17 protein-coding genes are annotated in these 18,849 nt (G+C 71.2%); 5 read left to right on the plus strand and 12 right to left on the minus strand.

All coding sequences use genetic code 11. The features are described 5' to 3' along the window. Window position 1 precedes the first annotated feature (1 nt). From ACIOKD_RS15990 to ACIOKD_RS16010, 5 genes are all read right to left on the minus strand, one after another. Window positions 2-1,162: a dipeptidase gene (locus tag ACIOKD_RS15990; protein ID WP_402083656.1), complete on the minus strand. Its 1,161-nt coding sequence runs from the start codon at window positions 1,160-1,162 to the stop codon at window positions 2-4. A 738-nt stretch (window positions 1,163-1,900) separates the two neighbouring features. Beyond that, window positions 1,901-3,151, minus strand: coding sequence for an RNA polymerase sigma factor (locus ACIOKD_RS15995; protein ID WP_402083658.1), 1,251 nt, complete (start codon window positions 3,149-3,151; stop codon window positions 1,901-1,903). A 145-nt stretch (window positions 3,152-3,296) separates the two neighbouring features. Beyond that, entirely contained in the window at window positions 3,297-3,653 is a 357-nt protein-coding gene (locus ACIOKD_RS16000) for a YciI family protein (protein WP_107022241.1), read from the minus strand. Between the two features lie 132 nt (window positions 3,654-3,785). Continuing rightward, the gene (locus tag ACIOKD_RS16005; protein WP_402083661.1) at window positions 3,786-4,901 is read right to left on the minus strand and encodes an LCP family protein; all 1,116 of its coding nucleotides are present in this window, start codon (window positions 4,899-4,901) and stop codon (window positions 3,786-3,788) included. 174 nt (window positions 4,902-5,075) lie between these two features. Next, window positions 5,076-6,107, minus strand: a complete 1,032-nt coding sequence (locus ACIOKD_RS16010) for a LacI family DNA-binding transcriptional regulator (RefSeq protein ID WP_402083664.1) — start codon at window positions 6,105-6,107, stop codon at window positions 5,076-5,078. A 163-nt stretch (window positions 6,108-6,270) separates the two neighbouring features. Between ACIOKD_RS16010 and ACIOKD_RS16015 the strand changes: the two genes are divergently transcribed. From ACIOKD_RS16015 to ACIOKD_RS16030, 4 genes are all read left to right on the plus strand, one after another. Then, complete coding sequence (locus ACIOKD_RS16015) at window positions 6,271-7,659, plus strand: ABC transporter substrate-binding protein (RefSeq protein WP_402083666.1); 1,389 nt, start codon at window positions 6,271-6,273, stop codon at window positions 7,657-7,659. 62 nt (window positions 7,660-7,721) lie between these two features. Continuing rightward, window positions 7,722-8,603 (plus strand): carbohydrate ABC transporter permease, encoded by an 882-nt coding sequence (locus ACIOKD_RS16020; RefSeq protein ID WP_402084318.1) that lies wholly within the window; start codon window positions 7,722-7,724, stop codon window positions 8,601-8,603. Between the two features lie 4 nt (window positions 8,604-8,607). Then, on the plus strand, window positions 8,608-9,513 hold the full coding sequence (locus ACIOKD_RS16025; RefSeq protein ID WP_402083669.1) for a carbohydrate ABC transporter permease: 906 nt from the start codon (window positions 8,608-8,610) through the stop codon (window positions 9,511-9,513). A gap of 68 nt (window positions 9,514-9,581) precedes the next feature. Further along, complete coding sequence (locus tag ACIOKD_RS16030; RefSeq protein WP_402083672.1) at window positions 9,582-11,879, plus strand: glycoside hydrolase family 3 N-terminal domain-containing protein; 2,298 nt, start codon at window positions 9,582-9,584, stop codon at window positions 11,877-11,879. A gap of 156 nt (window positions 11,880-12,035) precedes the next feature. On the opposite strand, the gene ACIOKD_RS16035 is transcribed toward ACIOKD_RS16030, so the two are convergent. From ACIOKD_RS16035 to tsaB, 4 genes are read right to left on the minus strand one after another with little or no spacing between them, the layout of a single operon-like run. Next, window positions 12,036-12,296, minus strand: coding sequence for a hypothetical protein (locus ACIOKD_RS16035; RefSeq protein WP_402083674.1), 261 nt, complete (start codon window positions 12,294-12,296; stop codon window positions 12,036-12,038). Beyond that, the gene (gene tsaD, locus ACIOKD_RS16040; protein ID WP_402083677.1) at window positions 12,293-13,396 is read right to left on the minus strand and encodes a tRNA (adenosine(37)-N6)-threonylcarbamoyltransferase complex transferase subunit TsaD; all 1,104 of its coding nucleotides are present in this window, start codon (window positions 13,394-13,396) and stop codon (window positions 12,293-12,295) included. Before tsaD ends, ACIOKD_RS16035 begins: the two co-directional genes overlap by 4 nt. Further along, entirely contained in the window at window positions 13,389-13,871 is a 483-nt protein-coding gene (rimI, locus tag ACIOKD_RS16045) for a ribosomal protein S18-alanine N-acetyltransferase (RefSeq protein ID WP_402084320.1), read from the minus strand. The genes tsaD and rimI overlap by 8 nt, the downstream gene beginning before the upstream one ends. A 20-nt stretch (window positions 13,872-13,891) precedes the next feature. Further along, window positions 13,892-14,551 (minus strand): tRNA (adenosine(37)-N6)-threonylcarbamoyltransferase complex dimerization subunit type 1 TsaB, encoded by a 660-nt coding sequence (gene tsaB, locus ACIOKD_RS16050; RefSeq protein ID WP_398291546.1) that lies wholly within the window; start codon window positions 14,549-14,551, stop codon window positions 13,892-13,894. 127 nt (window positions 14,552-14,678) lie between these two features. On the opposite strand from tsaB, the gene ACIOKD_RS16055 reads away from it, so the two are divergent. After that, window positions 14,679-15,233: a hypothetical protein gene (locus ACIOKD_RS16055; RefSeq protein ID WP_402084322.1), complete on the plus strand. Its 555-nt coding sequence runs from the start codon at window positions 14,679-14,681 to the stop codon at window positions 15,231-15,233. Window positions 15,234-15,822: 589 nt separating this feature from the next. Here the strand turns inward: ACIOKD_RS16055 and tsaE are convergent. From tsaE to alr, 3 genes are all read right to left on the minus strand, one after another. Then, window positions 15,823-16,368 carry a tRNA (adenosine(37)-N6)-threonylcarbamoyltransferase complex ATPase subunit type 1 TsaE gene (gene tsaE / locus ACIOKD_RS16060; protein WP_402083680.1) on the minus strand — a complete coding sequence of 182 codons (546 nt, stop codon included), beginning with the start codon at window positions 16,366-16,368 and terminating at the stop codon, window positions 15,823-15,825. Further along, complete coding sequence (locus ACIOKD_RS16065; RefSeq protein WP_402083683.1) at window positions 16,334-17,587, minus strand: alpha/beta fold hydrolase; 1,254 nt, start codon at window positions 17,585-17,587, stop codon at window positions 16,334-16,336. Before ACIOKD_RS16065 ends, tsaE begins: the two co-directional genes overlap by 35 nt. Window positions 17,588-17,681: 94 nt before the next feature. Continuing rightward, window positions 17,682-18,833, minus strand: a complete 1,152-nt coding sequence (gene alr / locus ACIOKD_RS16070; RefSeq protein WP_402083685.1) for an alanine racemase — start codon at window positions 18,831-18,833, stop codon at window positions 17,682-17,684. Window positions 18,834-18,849: the final 16 nt, after the last annotated feature.

Raw genomic sequence — 18,849 nt, forward strand, 5'->3', positions numbered from 1 at the left:
GCTAACCGTCGAGTTCGGCGATCCGCGCCATGGACGGCTCGCGGCGCTGCCGGGCGGCGCGGGAGGTGAAGTCCGCGCTGCGCAGGACGCGTTGGACGTTTCCCCAGGTGAGCAGGGCCAGATCGGTCTCGGACCAGCCGCGCCCGAGGAGTTCGGCGACCAGCCTCGGATACCCCGAGGCGTCGGACAGGTCCTGCGGGTGCGCGGCGCCTGAGTCGAACGTCCCCGAGAGGCCGACGCACTCGGGCCCCGCGAGTTCCCGTACGTGGTCGAGGTGGTCGGCGACGTCCCGGACCGTGGGGCCCGTCTGCTCGGCGGTCAGCGGGACCAGGCACAGGCCCTGGGTGGCGCCGAGTTCGACGAGCACGTCGTCGGGGAGGTTCGCCGGGTGCGGGCGCAGGGCGCGGGCGCCGGAGCGGGTGCACATCACCGGGGCCTTGGAGATGGTCAGGGCGCGGCGGACGGTGGCGTCCGAGGCGCCGGAGAGGTCGGCGAGCACGCCGAGGCGGTTCATCTCGCGTACGACCTCCTCGCCGAACCGGGTCAGCCCGTTCTCGCCGGCCCAGGACGCGCCGGAGAGGGTGAGGACGCGCAGGCCCAGGGCGTGCAGCGCGCGCAGGATGCCCAGGGAGTCGTCCAGTGCGGCCGCGCCCGCCGGGCCGAGCAGCACGGCGACCCGCCCGCAGTTCCTGGCGTCCATGATCTGGGCCGCGCTGTGGGCCATGCGCAGACCTTCCGGATGGGCCGCGACCACGGTCTTCACGAGATCGAGCTGCTCCAGCGTCGCGCCCACAGCCCGTTCACCCACGAGCCCCCCGGGCAGATGCAGCGACCAGAACAACACTCCCACGTGCCCCTCGCGGAGCCGGGGCACGTCCGTGTCGACCGCGCTCTCGCCGACTTCGAGGTCGTACCAGGACAGGCGCCGCAGGGCCCAGGGCAGGCCGCTGTACCCGTCCGCGACGGGGTTATCGGCGAGGAGGGCGTGCGCGCGGGCCAGCGGGTCGTCACCGGCCTCACTCTCACCGCCGAGCCCGGTGACGGTTTCGGCCTCGGCGGCTTCGGCGGTGAGCGGCTCGAACCCGCTCAGTCGCTCGGGATGATCCAGGTCCAGGTCCCCGACCTCTGCGGTGGAGTGCAGTTCGTCCTGCAGATCAGCCATACGAGGCTCCGGGGTCCGGTGGTGCCAACAGGTAGACCCACCGTGCCATGGGACCCGGGCAGCTTCACGGCAGAAGAGCCGTTCGGGCGACGCCCGCGCCCCTGGGAGACCGCGCGTCTTGTGGGTGCGGGTACGTCGCGGCTGATTGCGCAGTTCCCCGCGCCCCTGAAAAGACCGGCCGCCTTATGGGTGCGGGTACCTCGTGGCTGGTCGCGCCGTTCCCCGCGCCCCTCAAAAGACTGGCCGCCTTGCAGGTGCGGGTACCTCGACGCTGGCCGCGCCGTTCCCCGCGCCCCTCAAAAGACCGGCCACCTTGCGGGTGCGGGTACCTCGACGCTGGCCGCGCCGTTCCCCGCGCCCCTCAAAAGACCGGCCGCCTTGCAGGTGCGGGTACCTCGACGCTGGCCACGCCGTTCCCCGCGCCCCTGAAAAAAGCGCCCGGCCTGCGGCAGCGGGGCGAGAAACGGCGCGAGCAACCACACCGCCGCCCACCCGACGCACGCGGCCAACCCCCACCCCCTGAGGGGCGCGGGGAACTGCGCGGCCAGCCCTCACGGGGCCGCAGCTACAAACCGGCCGTCCCTATCAGGGGCGCGGGGAACGGCGCAACAAGCCCCCACCGGGCCGCACCCGCAAGACGGCCGGTCCCCCAGGGGCGCGGGGAACTGCGCGGTCAGGCGCGGCGCGACCGCAGGTACGCACCGGCCGGTCCAGGCGAGGGCGCCGGGAAACGCGCCCTCAGCGGAGCGACCCGCACTCCTCGGCCCGCGCCAGCAGGAACGACCGCTCCCGCTCGTTACGAGCGAGCCCAGCCGCCCGCGCGAACTCCCCCGCCGCCTCCGCCGTACGGCCGAGCCGCACCAACAGATCCCCCCGAACACTCGGCAGCAAGTGGTACTCACGCAAGACCGGTTCCCCCATGAGCGCGTCCACAAGGGCCAGCGCCGCTCCCGGCCCCTCAGCCATCGAAACGGCAACAGCCCGGTTCAGCTCGACGACCGGCGACGGAGCCCGCACGGCGAGCATCCCGTACAGCGTGACGATCCGCCCCCAGTCGGTCTCCGCGTACGTGAGGGCGTGCGCGTGACACGCGGCGATGGCGGCCTGCAGCACATACGGCCCCGGCCCGCCCCCCGAAGACACCGCCTCCGCCCGGCCCAGCGCGGCGAACCCCCGCCGGATGAGCACCCGGTTCCACCGGGCCCGGCTCTGGTCCTTGAGCAGCACGGGCTCCCCCGACGCCCCGGTCCGCGCGGCCGACCGTGACGCCTGCAGCTCCAACAGCGCCGCGAGACCGTGCACTTCGGGCTCCTTGGGCATCAACTCGGCCAGTACGCGCGCGAGCCGCAGCGCGTCCTCACAGAGCGCGGGCCGCAGCCAGTCGTCCCCGGCCGTGGCCGCGTACCCCTCGTTGAAGATCAGGTAGATGACCTCAAGTACGGAGCCGAGCCGGGCTTCCCGTTCGGGCCCGTACGGCACCTCGAAGGGAACGCCCTTCGCGGCGAGTGTCCGTTTGGCGCGCACGATGCGCTGGGCGAGGGTCTTCTCCGGAGTGAGGAAGGCGCGGGCGATCTCGACGGTGGTCAGCCCGCCGAGCAGCCGCAGGGTGAGGGCGATCCGGGCCTCGGCGGACAGGACGGGGTGGCACGCGGTGAAGACCAGTCGCAACAGATCGTCGTCGATGCCGTCGGGATCGGCGGGCTCGTCGACGTAACCCTGCCCGTGCCCGTACCCGTGCCCCTGCGGCCCGGACGTCTCCAGGTCGCGCCCCATCTCCGCCAGCTTGCGCGCATACCGCTCGCGCCGCCGTACGAGGTCGATCGCCCGGTGCTTGGCGGTGGCCATGAGCCAGGCCCCGGGATTGCCCGGCACCCCGTCCCCGGGCCACTGCTCCAACGCCGCGACCAGCGCGTCCTGTGCCAGCTCCTCCGCGATCCCGACGTCCCGCACGATGCGCGCGACCCCGGCGATGATGCGGGGCGACTCCATTCTGAAGACGGTTTCGATGGTGTGGTCGGGATCCTGGGCGGGGGTATCTGGCGTCACGCTCCACCATCAGACACCCCCGGACCCGTACGGCCAAGCCCAGAGCCGAAGCCGAGGCCAAGCCCAGAGCCGAGGCCGAACGCCGGGCTCAGCCTTCGACGATCTCCCGCACCTCGCAGGTCACCGTCCAGTGGGCCTCGTGGATCTGCAGGAACCGCTTGGTCCACTCGACCGCCTCGGCCCTGTCCTTGGCCTGGAGCATCGCGTAGCCGCCGACGACCTCCTTGGCCTCGGTGAACGGCCCGTCGGTGACGGACAGTTCGCCGCCCTCCCAGCGCACCCGCGTGCCCTGCGCGGTAGGCGTCAGCCCCGAGGTGTCCAGCAGCACGCCGGCCTTCGTCATCTCCTCGATCAGCTCACCCATCCGCTCCATGAGCGCGTCGCTCGGACCCTCGGCGGGGGCGTTCTGCTCGTCGATACGGATCATCGACAGGTAACGGGGCATGGTGACTCCCTGAATCCTCGGCGCTGAGCCGGGGCTGATCCCCGCCTCACATCGCCTCTCACCCATGCGTCGAACGACCGACGACGGAATCGACACGCCCGCCGGATTCTCATCGGAGTTTCTTCGAGAAGGTCACTTCAGTGACTCCCACAGCTTCCCCGCCTCCGGCTCCTGAGCCACCACCCGGTTGGGGTTGGACGGCGCGGGGACCACCGGCATCGTCACGGTCTCGGTGTAGGTGGAGGAAAGGGACTTCAGGCTCTGGCCGAGGCTCATGAGTTCGCTCAGGGAGTTCAGGCCCGTGTCCGTGGTGAGGCTGCCGGTGAGGGCGTCGGCGACGCTGTACAGGCGGGTGGGGCTGGTGAGGAGGTTGCTGGAGGAGACCTGGTCGAGAAGCCCCTTCACCAGTTTCTGCTGGAGGCCTATCCGACCGAGGTCGCTGCCGTCGCCTATGCCGTGCCGGGTGCGCGCCAGGGCCAGCGCGTCCGCGCCGTCGAGGTGATAGGTGCCCGCCTCCAGTTCGAGGTGGCTGTCCTCGTCGGAGATGTCGTCGTCCGTCGTCACCGTGACCCCGCCCAGCGCGTCCACCAGATCGGCGAAGCCGGCGAAGTCGATCTCGATGTAGTGGTCCATGCGGACGTTCGTCATGGTCTCCACCGTCTTGACGGCACAGACGGGCCCGCCGACCGAGTACGCGCTGTTGAACATCACGCCGTACGCCTCCGCCGTCGAACCGCCCGAGGACAGCGGGCAGGAGGGGCGCGTGACGAGGGTGTCGCGCGGGATGCTCACGACGGTCGCCTCCGAGCGGCCCTCATCGACATGGATGATCATCGCCGTGTCGGAGCGGGCGCCCTCGCTGCTGCCGCCGCCGAGCGCCTTGTTGCGCTTGCCGCTGCGCGAATCCGAGCCGAGGACCAGGATGTTGAGCGCGCCGCTGGGCAGCGGGGTGGCGGACTCGGGCCCCGTCGGGGTCGTCACGGCCCTGGCCGGCCGGTTGTCGCCGAGCGCGCTGTCGATGTCGACGCTTCTGATGTTGTGGTTCAGGTGCCAGTACACCCACGCGGCTCCGGCCATCGAGGCGACGAGCGCGCAGCCGAGGGCGATGCCCGCCACCTTGAACAGCCGCGACCGGCCCGACCACCACGAACGTCCCCCGACGCCACCATCACCGACGTCACCGTCACCGTCACCGGCTTCGCCGGGTATCGCGGCGTCCTCGCCCCCGGACCCGTCTTCTCCGCTCACGCCCACACTCCCGCTCACAGGAAGAACATAAGTCCGAATTATTTCAACATGGAACCACTTCCCGGCTTTACTTCGGAAACTCTCAGGTTTCGTTCAGTTTTCTCAGATCCGTCTTCGATCCGTCTTCGATCCGTCTTCGATCCGTCTTCGAAACTTTCGGCGGGCCGATACAGCTCACGTCGCCGACGGCGGCGCCGTGCTGCTCCTGACCACGAGACTCGTCGCCAGTTCCACCCTCGTGGCGGTCGAGGGCCGTTCCGAGCGGCCGAGGTCCAGTACGAGCCGGGCCGCCGCCTCGGCCATCTCCGTGAGCGGCTGGCGCACGGTGGTGAGCGGCGGGCCGACCCAGCGGGCCACCGGCAGGTCGTCGAAGCCGACGATGCTGAGGTCCTCCGGTACGCGAAGGCCCAGCTCGCGGGCGGCCTCGTACAGGCCGAGGGCCTGGAGGTCGTTGCCCGCGAAGACGGCCGTCGGGCGGTCCGGCAGCTTCAGCAGTTCGAGCCCGGCGCGGTAGCCGCTGTCGTGGTGGAAGTCGCCGGTGCGCACGAGTGCCGGGTCGACCGGCAGCCCGGCCGTGTCCAGCGCCGCCCGGTACCCGTCGAGCCGGGCCCTGCTGCACATCATCCGCGAGGGCCCGCTGATCACGCCGATGCGCCGGTGGCCGAGGTCCGCCAGATGCCGGGTCGCCGCGAGCCCGCCCTGCCAGTTGGTGGCGCCGACGGACGGCACGTCGTCCCCGGGGTCGCCGGCCGGGTCGACCACCACGAACGGGATGGAACGGCTGGCCAGCAGCGCCCGCTGGGACTCGTCGAGCCCGTTGAGGACGAGCACGACACCGTGCGGGCGGCGGGCGGCGACCTGGTCGGCCCAGGTGCGCCCGGGGGTGAGCCGCCCCGCGCTCTCGGAGAGGACGACGCTCAGCCCCTCGTCCCGCGCCACGTTCTCCACGCCCCGGATGACCTCCATCGCCCACGCGCTCTCCAGTTCGTGGAAGACGAGGTCGATGAGCGGCGACCGGGACGCCTCGGCCCGGCGGCGCCGATAGCCGTGGTTGCGCAGCAGTTCCTCGACCCGGGTGCGGGTCGAGGGGGCCACATCGGCGCGGCCGTTGAGCACCTTCGAAACAGTCGGGGCCGAGACTCCCGCCTCGCGGGCGATCTCGGCGAGTGTCGCTGACTGGGCTACGGCGGGATTCGGGCGAGTCATGAACCGGATCGTATCCCTGCGCAACCTCTTGACGAAGCCCCTCGACCGCCATACGTTCCCGGAACATTCGAAGTACCACCCGAAACATTCGTGCATGTTCGATGCATATTCGTGCCGCTAGCACGCTGGTGAGCGAACAGGCCGGACAAGAAGAGGTGCTGTCATGGAGTCGATCAACGGGCGGTCCAACAGCGGGCAGCCCACGGGCGAAGGCCCGAGCAGAAGCACGGGCACCAGCCTGAGCAGCCGCGCGTTCAGCAGGCGCTGGGTCCTGGGCGCCGGTGCCACCACCCTGCTCACCACCGGCCTCACCGCCTGCGGCTCCGACAGCGACTCCGGCGGGGGCGGCGGCACCCTCACCGCCTTCGTGTACGGGGACGACGCGGTGAAGGTCCAGCAGACGGCCGTCGAGCGCTTCAACAAGTCCACCGCGGCCAGGACGGCCAAGGGCAAGGTGAAGCTGGAGAGGATTCCGGGCGCGGAGTACCCGGCCAAGCTGCGCACCGCGATGGGCTCCCCGAGCGCCCCCGACATCTTCTTCAACTGGGGCGGCGGGTCCATCAAGGACTACCAGGAGGCGAAGCAGGTCGTCGACCTGACCGACACCATCGAGAACGACCCGGCCCTGAAGTCGGGCTTCCTGCCCGCGGTGCTGGCGGCCGGCGCGCTCGGCGGCCGCAACTACGGGATACCGATGCGCGGCATGCAGCCGGTCATCCTCTTCTACAACAAGGCCCTCTTCGCCGAGCACAAGCTCCAGCCGCCCACCACCTGGGCCCAGTTGCAGGACATCAACGCCAAGCTGAAGAAGGCGGGGATCACCCCGTTCGCGCTCGGCGGCGCCGACACCTGGACCGAGCTGATGTGGCTGGAGTACCTCGTCGACCGCATCGGCGGCCCGGAGGTCTTCTCGAAGATCCAGGAGGGCGACGCGTCCGGCTGGGGCGACCCGGCGGTCCTGAAGGCCGCCGAGACGGTCAAGGAACTCATCGACGACGGCGCCTTCGGCTCGAAGTTCAGCTCGGTCGCGTACACCAACGGCGGTGCCCCCGCGGTCTTCGCCAAGGGCAAGGCGGCGATGCACCTGATGGGTTCGTGGGAGTACTCGACGCAGCTCGGCAAGTTCCCCTCCTTCGCGAGGAACAACCTCGGCTGGTGCGCGTTCCCCACGGTCGAGGGAGGCACCGGCGACATCCGCAACGTCGTCGGCAACCCCACCAACTACTGGTCGGTCAACACCCGGGCGGGGAACAAGGACGCGGCGATCGCGTTCCTCAAGGACTGCGCCTCCGAGACGTACGCCAAGGCGCTGATCGCCAACGGCGACATCCCGACGACGTCGAACGCGGCCAGGTTCCTGGACGCCTCGCCCAATCCGGAGTTCGCGAAGTTCCAGTACGAGATGGTCGAGAAGGCGCCCGCCTTCACGCTCTCCTGGGACCAGGCGGTCGGCTCGAAGACCGCGACCCCGATGCTCACCGAGATCAACAAGCTGTTCGTGGGGAAGTCCTCGCCGAGCGAGTTCGTGTCGGCGCTCAAGGAGCTGAAGTGAGCGCACCCACCCCCACCAGGGCCCCGGTGGGAAGCCCGGTCGCGGAGCGCGGCGGGCCCGAGGTGTCCCGGAGTCCGCGCAAGCGGTCCGGGGCCGCCACGGCCGGCCGCCCGCACGCCGCCTGGGCACTGCCCGGCGTCCTGTTCTTCGGCTTCTTCGCCGTGGTCCCGATGGGCCTGGCCCTCTACCTCTCCTTCACCAGCTGGGACGGCCTCGGCGACCCGCGGCCCGTGGGCCTGGACAACTGGCGGAAGCTGATCGACGACGACCGGATGGTGCAGTCCCTGTGGCTCACGGTCCTGCTGACGGCGGTGAGCTGGGCCTTCCAGACGGTGATCGCGCTGCTGCTCGGCGTCTGGGCGGCGGGCCGCCAGCGCAACCGGGCGGTGCTGTCCGCGATCTTCTTCGTCCCGTTCCTGCTGTCCTCGACGGCGATCGCGCTGCTCTTCTACGCCCTGCTCGACCCGAACTTCGGCGTCGTCCGGGAGAACATCCTCGGCTCCTCCAGCGGCGCGTTCCTCGCGATCGTCTTCGTCGGCGGCTGGCAGTTCATCCCCTTCCACACGCTGCTCTACCAGGGCGGCGCCCGTCAGATACCCGAGGTCCTCTACCAGGCCGCGGCGATCGACGGGGCGGGCCGCTACCGCCAGTTCTTCTCGATCACGCTCCCGCAGCTGCGCCACACCGTCACGACGTCCACGGTCCTGATGGTCGTCGGCTCGCTCACGTACTTCGAGACCGTGCTGATCCTGACCAAGGGCGGCCCCGGCACCGACACCGCGATCCTGCCGTACCTGATGTACGAGGCGGGCTTCAAGAGCTACGACTTCGGTTACGCGAGCGCCATCGCGTCCTTCCTGGTGCTGATCGCCACCGGCCTGTCCCTGATCCTCGTGCGGCTGACCGGCTTCGGCGGCATGCGCAGTACCCGCGAAGGGATGTGACGGAGTGTCACACGACACCTTGCCGCGTCCGCGTCCCGTGCGGACCGGTGACCGCGACACGCGACCGCCCCGGCCCCGCCGCCGCCGGCACTGGACGAAGCGAGCCAACCCCGTCGCCGGGCTCGGCTCGGTCGTCTGGCTCGTGGTCGTGATCATCCCGATCTACGCGATGCTCTCGGCCTCCCTCACCAGTCAGGACAAGGCGCTCACCGGCAACCCGCTGAGCCCGCCGACAAGCCCCACGCTCGACAACTACAACACCGTGCTGAACAGCGGGTTCGGCCACCTGCTCGCCAACACGGCGATCGTGGCCACCGCGGTCGTGGGCACAGTCCTCGTCCTCTGCGTCCCCCTCGCGTACGTCGCCGTCCGCACCCGCAACCGCTGGTCGGGCCTGGCCTTCCGGCTCTTCCTGCTCGGCGTCGCGATCCCGGCCCAGGCGGTCGTGGTCCCCCTCTACCTCCTGATCGCGAAACTCGACCTGTACGACAGCCTCCTGGCGGTCATCCTGCCGACGGCGGCCTTCGCGATGCCGGTCTCGGTGCTGGTCCTGGTGGGCACTTTGCGGGACGTCTCCGAGGAGCTGTACGAGGCGATGGCCCTGGACGGCGCCTCACCGCAGCGGATGCTGTTCCAGCTGGCGATCCCGATGGCCAGGGGCGGTATCAGCACGGTCGTCATCTACGCGGCGCTGCAGGCCTGGAACGGCTTCCTCTTCCCGCTGATCTTCACCCAGTCCGACGAACCGCGCGTCCTGACCCTCGGGCTCTTCAACTACGTCAGCCAGTTCGGCGTCAACATCCCCGCCCTGCTGGCCTCGGTCGTCCTCTCCGGCGTCCCGATCTTCGCCGTCTACCTGGTGGCCCGCCGCGCGCTGGTCGGCGGCCTGATGGGCGTGGGCGGAAAGTGAACCCGCTCGACCCTGACCCTGGCCCTGGCCCTGACCCTGACCCTGACCCTGACTCTGACAGGAGTTTCATGACCACCGCTCCCTGGCGTGATCCCGCCCTGCCCGCCGAGGCCCGAGTCGACGACCTGCTCGCCCGGATGACCCTGGAGGAGAAGGCCGCCCAGCTGTACGGCGTGTGGGTGGGAGCCGCCACGGACGGCGACGGAGTCGCCCCGCACCAGGACGAGATGACCTCGGACTTCGACTGGGACGAGCTGATCACCCACGGTCTGGGCCAGCTCACCCGCTCGTTCGGTACGGCCCCCGTGGACCCCGCGCTGGGCGCGCAGGCCCTGGCCCGCGCCCAGCGCCGGATCAGCGAGGCGGGCCGCTTCGGCATCCCGGCGGTCGCCCACGAGGAGTGCCTAGCGGGCTTCACGGCCTGGGGCGCCACCGCGTATCCGGTGCCCCTCGCCTGGGGCGCCTCGTTCGACGCGGCGCTGGTCGAGGAGATGGCCCACCGGATCGGCCGGGACCTCGCGTCCGTCGGCGTCCACCAGGGCCTCGCCCCGGTCCTGGACGTCGTACGGGACCCGCGGTGGGGCAGGGTCGAGGAGACCATCGGCGAGGACCCGTACCTCGTCGGGACGATCGGCGCGGCGTACGTCCGCGGGCTTGAGTCCGCGGGAATCGTCGCCACGCTCAAGCACTTCGCGGGGTACGCGTCATCGGCGGGCGCCCGCAACCTCGCTCCCGTACGGGCGGGGGTGCGCGAGTTCGCCGACATCACGCTGCCGCCGTTCGAGTTCGCGCTGCGCGAGGGCGGGGCTCGTTCGGTGATGGCCGCGTACACGGAGACGGACGGCGTGCCCGCCTCCGCGGACCCGTACCTGCTGACTGAACTCCTGCGCGAACAGTGGGACTTCACCGGCACGGTCGTCAGCGACTACTTCGGCGTCGGCTTCCTGAAGACCCTGCACCGGGTGGCGGGCACCGAGGCCCAGGCCGCCCACGCGGCCCTGGCCGCGGGCGTGGACGTCGAACTGCCGACGGTCCACTGCAACGGCGACCCGCTGGTCGAGGCGGTACGGGCCGGTGACATCCCCGAGTCCCTGGTGGACCGGGCGGCGGGCAGGGTCCTGCGCCAGAAGTGCGAGCTGGGCCTGCTGGACGAGACCTGGTCCCCGGAGCCGACCGGCCCCATCGACCTCGACTCGACGGCGAACCGCGTCCTGGCCCGCCGCCTGGCCGAGGAATCCGTGGTCCTGCTCTCCAACCCGGAGGGCCTGCTCCCGCTCGCCCCCGACACCCGCATCGCCGTGGTGGGCCCGAGGGCGGCCGACGCGCTGGCGATGCTGGGCTGCTACTCGTTCCCGTCCCACGTGGGCATCAGCCACCCGGCCCTGCCGATGGGCATCGAGATCCCCACGCTGCTGGAGTCCCTGCGCACGGAACTGCCCGACGCGAAGATCACGTTCACCGAGGGCTGCGACACCACCGACCCGGACACCTCCGGTTTCGAGGAGGCCGTCGCGCGCTCCACCGAGGCGGACGTCTGCGTGGCCGTGCTCGGCGACCGGGCGGGCCTCTTCGGCCGGGGCACCTCGGGCGAGGGCTGCGACGTGGCGGACCTGCAACTACCAGGCGTGCAGGCCCAGTTGCTCGACGCTCTCACCGCCGCCGACACCCCCGTCGTCCTGATGCTGCTCACCGGCCGGCCGTACGCGCTGGGCCGCTGGCACGACCGGCTGGCCGCCACGGTCCAGGCGTTCTTCCCCGGCGAGGAGGGCGGCCCGGCGGTGGCGGGCGTCCTGTCGGGCCGTGTGAACCCCTCGGGCCGGCTGCCCGTGAGCATCCCCCAGACCCCCGGCGGCCAGCCGTGGACCTACCTCCAGCCCCCGCTGGGCCTGGCGGGCGAGGTCAGCAACCTGGACCCGACCCCGCTCCACCCCTTCGGCCACGGCCTGGGCTACACGGACTTCACGTGGGAGAACACGGAGGACCGGCACGCGGAGATCACCACGGACGAGGGGCACGACGTCTCGGTCACCGTCCGCAACACGGGCCCGCGGGAAGGCACGGAGATCGTCCAGCTGTACCTGCACGACCCGGTGGCGTCCGTGACCCGCCCCGACGTACGCCTGATCGGCTACCACCGCCTGACCCTGGCCCCCGGGGAGGCCCGCCGGGTCACTTTCCACTTCCACCCGGACCTGTCGGCCTTCACGAACCGCAAGGGCCGACGCGTGGTGGAACCGGGCGCCCTGGAACTGCGGGTATCCACTTCCAGCACAACACCCCACCACACAACGCACCTGACCCTGACAGGCCCAGAACGCCCCATACCCACAACCCGCCAACTGACATGCAGAACAACGACCCGCTAGGGGCGCACTTTCAGGGGCGCGCTGTCAGGGGCGCGCTCTCAGGGGCGCGGGGAACGGCGCAATCTTTTTGCTTTTCGCCTTCAGGGGCGCGGGGAACGGCGCAGTCCTTCAGCCTTTGCCCTTGCCCTTCAGGGGCGCGGGGAACGGCGCAATCCTTCAGCTGTCGCTGTCGACAGACTCGAACCGCCACCGATGAACGGCCCGAGCAACCAACCCCGCAGCCGGCTCCGGAAACTCAGGAAGCGCGTCGTCATACGCGGCATCCCACCACGTGATGACAAGCACCCGCTCCCCCGGAGCCCGCAGGACCTCCCGCCGCAGGGGCCGCGGCGAGAGGTCCTGCTCCCGCACCCACGCGAGCAGCTCCTCCCCCCGCCCGGCAACAGCCCGCGCCTCCCACATCAACGCGACACTCATGAGTACAGATTTCCCTTACTGACCTCATGCACATGATCGTGGGAGTGGGAGTGGGAGCGCCCCGGCACATGCGGGTCGGTCACGGGCAGGGACGAGTCCGCCGACAGATCCCAGTCGGACGCGGCCCGCCCCCGAGCCACCATCTCCGCACCCAGCGCGGCGACCATCGCCCCGTTGTCCGTACACAACTTCGGCCGCGGCACCCGCAACGTGATCCCCGCCGCCTCGCACCGCTCCTGAGCCAGCACCCGCAACCGCGAGTTCGCGGCGACCCCGCCACCGATCATCAGATGGTCGACGCCTTCGTCACGACAGGCCCGTACGGCCTTACGGGTCAGCACGTCCACCACCGCCTCCTGGAAGGACGCGGCCACATCCCGCACCGGCACGTCCTCGCCGGCCGCCCGCTTCGCCTCGATCCACCGGGCCACGGCGGTCTTCAGCCCGGAGAAGGAGAAGTCGTACGCGGCGTCACGCGGCCCGGTGAGCCCACGCGGGAAGGCGATGGCACGCGGGTCCCCCTCCTTCGCGTACCGGTCGATGACGGGCCCACCGGGGAAGCCGAGGTCGAGAACACGGGCGATCTTGTCGAAGGCCTCACCCGCCGCGTCGTCGATGGTCGCGCCCATCGGCCGTACGTCACTGGTGATGTCCGAGGACAGCAGCAGCGAGGAGTGGCCGCCGGAGACGAGCAGGGCCATCGTCGGCTCGGGCAGCGGGCCGTGCTCAAGCTGGTCCACACAGATGTGGGACGCCAGATGGTTCACCCCGTACAACGGCTTCCCCAGCGCGTACGCGTACGCCTTCGCCGCCGAGACCCCCACGAGCAGCGCGCCCGCGAGCCCGGGTCCGGCGGTGACGGAGATGCCGTCGAGGTCACGCGCGCTGACCCCGGCCTCCTTCAGTGCCCGCTCGATGGTCGGCACCATCGCCTCCAGGTGTGCGCGGGAGGCGACTTCGGGTACGACCCCGCCGAAGCGCGCGTGCTCGTCGACGCTGGAGGCGATCGCGTCCGCGAGGAGGGTCGTACCGCGGACGATGCCGACGCCGGTCTCGTCGCAGGAGGTCTCGATGCCGAGGACGAGAGGTTCGTCAGCCATTGATCTCGGTTCCCTCGGTTCCTTGTACGGAAGTTGACGGGTCGTTGAGGCGCATCACGAGGGCGTCCACGTTCCCCGGCTGGTAGTAGCCGCGCCGGAAGCCGATCGGCTCGAAGCCGAAGCGCTCGTAGAGCTTCTGGGCGCGGATGTTGTCGACCCGGCATTCGAGCAGCACCTCGGCGCACTCGAAGGCGGTCGCGGCCCGCAGCAGTTCGGTCAGGATCAGCGCGCCGAGCCCGGTGCCCCAGTGCCCCCGGGCGACGGCGATGGTCTGTACGTCACCGGTGTCACCGGCGGCGGCCAGGCCCCCGTACCCGACGATCACCCCGCCGTCCTCCGCCACCACGTACCGCCGGGTCGCCTCGGGTCCTCGCGCGTGGGCCAGGTCGGCCCAGAACATGCCCCGCGACCAGGCGTCCTCGGGGAAGAGGTCCTTCTCCAGTTCCAGTACGGGCTCGATGTCCCACCAGCGCATCTCGCGCAGCACCGCGGTCGTCACTTGGGGGTGACCACCTTGTAGTTCTTGGGCACTTGGGCGTCGGGCCGGCGCAGATAGAGGGGCCGGGGCGCTTCCAGTTCCTCGCCGGCCGCCAGCCGCTCCGCCGCCAGGGACGCGAGCGAGGCCGCCGACACGTGCTCGGGCTCGCGGGCGTCCGGGAAGGTGTCGGGGTACAGCAGCGCGCCCGCGCCCACGGCGGGCAGCGCGCCGATGTCCAGTTCCCCCGGCCGGTCCACGGCGGGTTCGGTGAGCCGCGTACGGGAGTCGGCGTACCGCGCCCAGTAGACCTCTTTGCGCCGGGCGTCGGTGGCGACGACGAAGGGCCCCTCGATCCCCGCCTCACCCCCGGCGGCGTACGCGAGGCCGTCGAGGGTGCACAGGCCGTACACCGGGACGCCGAGCGCGAGCCCGAACGTGTCGGCGGTCATCAGACCGACTCTGAGCCCGGTGTACGGGCCGGGGCCCACGCCGACGACGATGCCGGTGACGGCGTCGAGCCGCAGCCCGGCTTCGGTGAGTACCCGGTCGACGGCCGGCAGGAGCAGTTCCCCGTGCCGGCGCGCGTCCACCTTGCTGTGGGCGGCGACGACGGACGTGCCGTCGTGCAGCGCGGCGGTGACGGCGGGGGTGGCGGTATCCAGAGCGAGCAAGAGCACGCGAACAGCCTACGGCGCCCGGACCCGGCGCACGGCCGCCTCAATCCGGAGGGAACCTGCTGCTAACGTCACATCGTCACAACACGGACAAATACCGTACAAGATCGTGCGAGAGGTGGGCACCCAGGTGGCTCGGAGCAGCTCGGGAATCGTGGCCGGGCTCACCGCGACGGCGCTCGCGGTGATCGGCTTCCTCACCTACCAGGCGTCGGCGTACGCACCGGACGACCTGTCCTCCCCGCGGGCCGCCGAGCCCTTGCCGGCCACGGCGTCGAAGGCTCCCCGGGACAAGAACCACCCCACGGCCCTGCCCGGCGACTCGGGCACCGGTCGGCGGGTCGTGTACTCGCTGGACGACGACCGGGTGTGGCTGGTCGACGAGGGCGACCGGGTCAGGCGCACGTTCCGGGTCGCCCCCGGTACGGTCGATCCGCTGCCCGCCCGGTACGTCGTCACGTCACGCTCCGGGACGATCGTCGGCTCCGACGGTGTGGCCGTCGAACACGTCGTCCGCTTCGCCGGCGTGGACGGCATCGCGATCGGCTTCAGCGCGGCGGTGGACGGGTCGGTGACGCCACCCGACTCCAGCAGGAGGCTGGGCGGCATCCGCGAGTCCCGCGACGCCGGGGCGGCCATGTGGGACTTCGCCACCATCGGCACAAGGATCACCGTAATCAGGTAACCCATCCCCCACCCGCACACCCACCCACCCACCCACCCACAGGAACAACGCGACCCCAGGGACACCCCCTCAGGGGCGCGGGGAACGGCGCAATCTATTGCCTTCCGCCCTCAAGGGGCGCGGGGAACGGCGCAATCTTTGCGCTTTTCGCCCTCAAGGGGCGCGGGGAACGGCGCAGTCTTTATGCTTTTCGCCTTTAGGGGCGCGGGGAACGGCGCGACCAACAACGACGCACCCGCACACCTACGCCGCCCGCCGCTCACCCCGCACAGGCGCCGCAGGCACAGGCACAGGCACAGACACAGGCACAGACGCCGGCGGAGGGGGAGGCGGAGGCACAGACACCGCCCGAACAAGCGCCCCCACGGCAAGCAACTCCCCCACCGAGACCCCACCGGTCCTAGAAGGAACACGTTCCGACGTAGGCATCGCGGCCTCCTGAAGGGCTCCGGGAGCAGACATGCCAGGTAGACTTAGGTAGACCTAACCAACTCCTCCGCCCATGTGAACACGCCGAAGCCCCGGGACGCAACATCTTCCCGACATCATGTCGGAACCTGGGGCGAACGTACGAACCCCAGCCCCGCGCTCAGGCGGAGAGCGCGCCCAGATCCACCGAAGCCCACCGCTCCCCCACCCCGGTCAGGGCGACATGCCGCACCTCGTCCGTCGTGTCCCCGACGGCCCGGTGGATCAGCAGGTGCAGCCGGTCGTCCGTCAGCTCCTCGACCTTCCCCTCGCCCCACTCCACGACGATCACGGAGTCGGACAGCGACACGTCGAGATCGAGGTCCTCCATCTCGTCGAGCCCGCCACCCAGGCGGTACGCGTCCACGTGAACGAGCGGCGGCCCGTCCCCGAGCGAGGGGTGCACGCGGGCGATCACGAACGTCGGCGAGGTGACCGCGCCCCTGACCCCGAGCCCTTCCCCGAGCCCGCGGGTCATCGTGGTCTTGCCCGCGCCCAGTTCGCCGGTGAGCATCACGAGATCGCCGGCCCGCAGGAGCCCCGCGAGCCTGCGGCCCAACTCCTTCATCTGCTCGGGCGAGTGGACGACGACCTCGGCGGTCACGGCGGGCACGGCGGTCACGACACCGGGTTCAGCCGGGTTGCGCGGTGCTGCTGGTGCTTCCATAGCCACCAACGGTAGCCCCTGCGGGCACGGCGCCGACGCGGGTGAGCAGGTCCGCGAGCCGGTCTATGACGACCTCCGGATGCTCCATCATCACGAGGTGCCCGGCGTCCGGTACGAGCACCAGTTCGGCGTCCGGCAGCAGATCGGCGATGGACTCGCTGTGCTCGCTCGGCGTCACGAGGTCCTTGACCCCGGCCAGTACGAGCACGGGCAGATCGGCGAAGTACGCGAGCGCCTCGGTCTTGTCGTGGTCGGTGAAGGCCGGGTAGAACTCGGCGACCACGTCGATCGGCGTGGCCTCGATCAGCCGTTCCGCGAACCGCGCGACCGCCGGGTCGATGTCCCTGGACGCGAACGAGTACCGCTTGATGATCCCGGCGAACAGGTCGGCGGTGGCCCTGCGCCCGCGCTCCACCAGCTCGGCCCGCTGCCCGAGCGCCTTCAGCACACCGGGCAGTATCCGCCGCACCGCGTTGACACCCGCGACCGGCAGCCCGAAGTTGACCTCGCCGAGCCGCCCGGACGACGTACCGACGAGCGCCACGCCGACGACGCGGTCGCGGATCAGGCCGGGGTACTGGTCGGCCAGGGCCATCATCGTCATGCCGCCCATCGAGTGGCCGACGAGCACGAGCGGGCCCTCGGGCGCCGCCGCGTCGATGACGGCCTTCAGGTCCCGGCCCAGCTGGTCGATGGTGACCGGCTCGTCGTCCCTGACCTGGGCCACGCCCCGCCCGGAACGGCCGTGGCTGCGCTGGTCCCAGTGGACGGTCCGTACGACTCCGCGCAGCGCGGCGCGCTGGAAGTGCCAGGAGTCCTGGCTGAGGCAGTAGCCGTGGCTGAAGACGACGGTGACCGGGACGGGCGCCTTGCGGCCGAAGAGCCTGCGGCGGCGCGGGGCCAGTGCGGTGTCGGTCTCCACCTCGTCGACCTCGTAGTACAGCTCGGTGCCGTCGTCCGCGGCGGCCTTGCCCGGCATACCGCGCAGCGCCCCGTACGGACCGGCCGAGTCGAGGGCGAGCCGCGCCTTCCTGCGCATGCCTCGGCCGACCGTGAGCCGCTCTATGGCGACTCCGGCGGCGGCGCCCGCGGCGATCACTCCTATCGCGGCACCGGCGACACCGGTGGTCCTGCGCCAGTTCGCGGCCCCGGCCGCGGAGACCGCCGAGGCCGCGGCCGTGGCCGCTTCCACCGCTGCCTCCGCGCTGCTCTCGCTCACGAACCGCTCCTCTTCATCCGCTCAGGTTGCCGTGCCCCGCCGTGCCCCGCCGTGTATCCGCCGTGTATCCGCACTCATGCGAATACCCCGCTTGTTACTCGTTCACGTAGTCATTCACGTAGACGCGCGGTACGCGGGTTCCGATGCGGGTGACGATTTCGTACGCGATCGTGCCCGCGGCCCGGGCCCAGTCCTCGGCGGTCGGCTCGCCGTGGTCGCCTGGCCCGAAGAGGACCGCCCGATCTCCGGCCGGCGGTTCGTCCCCGCCGAGGTCGACCGCGAACTGGTCCATCGCGACCCGCCCCGCGACCGTCCGCCACTTGCCGCCCACCAGGACGGGTCCGGTGCCGGAGGCGTGGCGCGGGATGCCGTCCGCGTACCCGACGGGCACGAGGCCGAGGGTCGTGTCGCCGGCGGTGACGTAGTGGTGTCCGTAGCTGACGCCGTGGCCCGCCGGCACGTGCTTCACCAGCGCGAGCGACGCCCAGAGCGTCATCACGGGGCGCAGCCCGAGGTCGGCGGAGGTGCCCAGCTGGGGGCTGGGCGAGATGCCGTACGTGGCGATCCCGGTCCGTACGAGGTCGAAGTGCGACTCGGTCAGGGTGAGCGTGGCGGGCGAGTTGGCGATGTGCCGCACCTCCGGGCGCAGCCCCGCTCCCTCCGCGTGGGCCAGCATTTCGCGGAAGAGGGTGAGCTGGGCCGCGATGGAGGGGTGCCCCGGCTCGTCGGCGCAGGCGAAGTGCGACCACAGGCCGGTGACGGCGACCAGGCCCTCGCTCTCGGCCCGCCGCGCCTCGGCGACCAGTTCGGCCCAGTCGGCGGGCTGGCAGCCGTTGCGCCCGAGACCGGTGTCGGCCTTGAGCTGGACGCGGGCGGTGCGGCCGGCCGCGCGCGCGGCCTCCGCGACCTCGCGAAGAGCCCACAGTCCGCTGATCCCCAGATCCAGGTCGGCCTCGACGGCCTCCCGCCACGGCCCGCCCGGCGTCCACAGCCAGCACATGATCCGCCCCGGCAGCCCGGCCGCGCGCAGCGCCAGTGCCTCCTCGGGAGTGGCCGTGCCCAGCCAGGTCGCCCCCGCGTCCAGGGCCGCGCGGGCACACGGCACGGCCCCGTGCCCGTACGCGTCGGACTTGACCACCGCCATGAGGGCGGCGGCCGGCGCCTGGGCGCGCAGGGTCCGCACGTTGGCCCGCAGGGCGGCCAGATCGATCTCGGCGCGGGCACGCGCGGGTGCTGTCTCAGTCATCGCCGACCAGTGTCTC

It is taken from the genome of Streptomyces sp. NPDC087844, assembly GCF_044742785.1.
Taxonomy (GTDB): Bacteria; Actinomycetota; Actinomycetes; order Streptomycetales; family Streptomycetaceae; genus Streptomyces.

Bases quoted from the DNA above. Each gene is read 5' to 3' on its own strand.
- ACIOKD_RS16015 (WP_402083666.1), top strand. From the start codon at position 6,271: ATGGAGTCGATCAACGGGCGGTCCAACAGCGGGCAGCCCACGGGCGAA.
- tsaD (WP_402083677.1), bottom strand. From the start codon at position 13,396: ATGGCTGACGAACCTCTCGTCCTCGGCATCGAGACCTCCTGCGACGAG.
- tsaE (WP_402083680.1), bottom strand. From the start codon at position 16,368: ATGGAAGCACCAGCAGCACCGCGCAACCCGGCTGAACCCGGTGTCGTG.
- ACIOKD_RS16000 (WP_107022241.1), bottom strand. From the start codon at position 3,653: ATGCCCCGTTACCTGTCGATGATCCGTATCGACGAGCAGAACGCCCCC.
- ACIOKD_RS15995 (WP_402083658.1), bottom strand. From the start codon at position 3,151: ATGGAGTCGCCCCGCATCATCGCCGGGGTCGCGCGCATCGTGCGGGAC.
- ACIOKD_RS15990 (WP_402083656.1), bottom strand. From the start codon at position 1,162: ATGGCTGATCTGCAGGACGAACTGCACTCCACCGCAGAGGTCGGGGAC.
- ACIOKD_RS16035 (WP_402083674.1), bottom strand. From the start codon at position 12,296: ATGAGTGTCGCGTTGATGTGGGAGGCGCGGGCTGTTGCCGGGCGGGGG.
- ACIOKD_RS16010 (WP_402083664.1), bottom strand. From the start codon at position 6,107: ATGACTCGCCCGAATCCCGCCGTAGCCCAGTCAGCGACACTCGCCGAG.
- rimI (WP_402084320.1), bottom strand. From the start codon at position 13,871: ATGCGCTGGTGGGACATCGAGCCCGTACTGGAACTGGAGAAGGACCTC.
- alr (WP_402083685.1), bottom strand. From the start codon at position 18,833: ATGACTGAGACAGCACCCGCGCGTGCCCGCGCCGAGATCGATCTGGCC.
- ACIOKD_RS16030 (WP_402083672.1), top strand. From the start codon at position 9,582: ATGACCACCGCTCCCTGGCGTGATCCCGCCCTGCCCGCCGAGGCCCGA.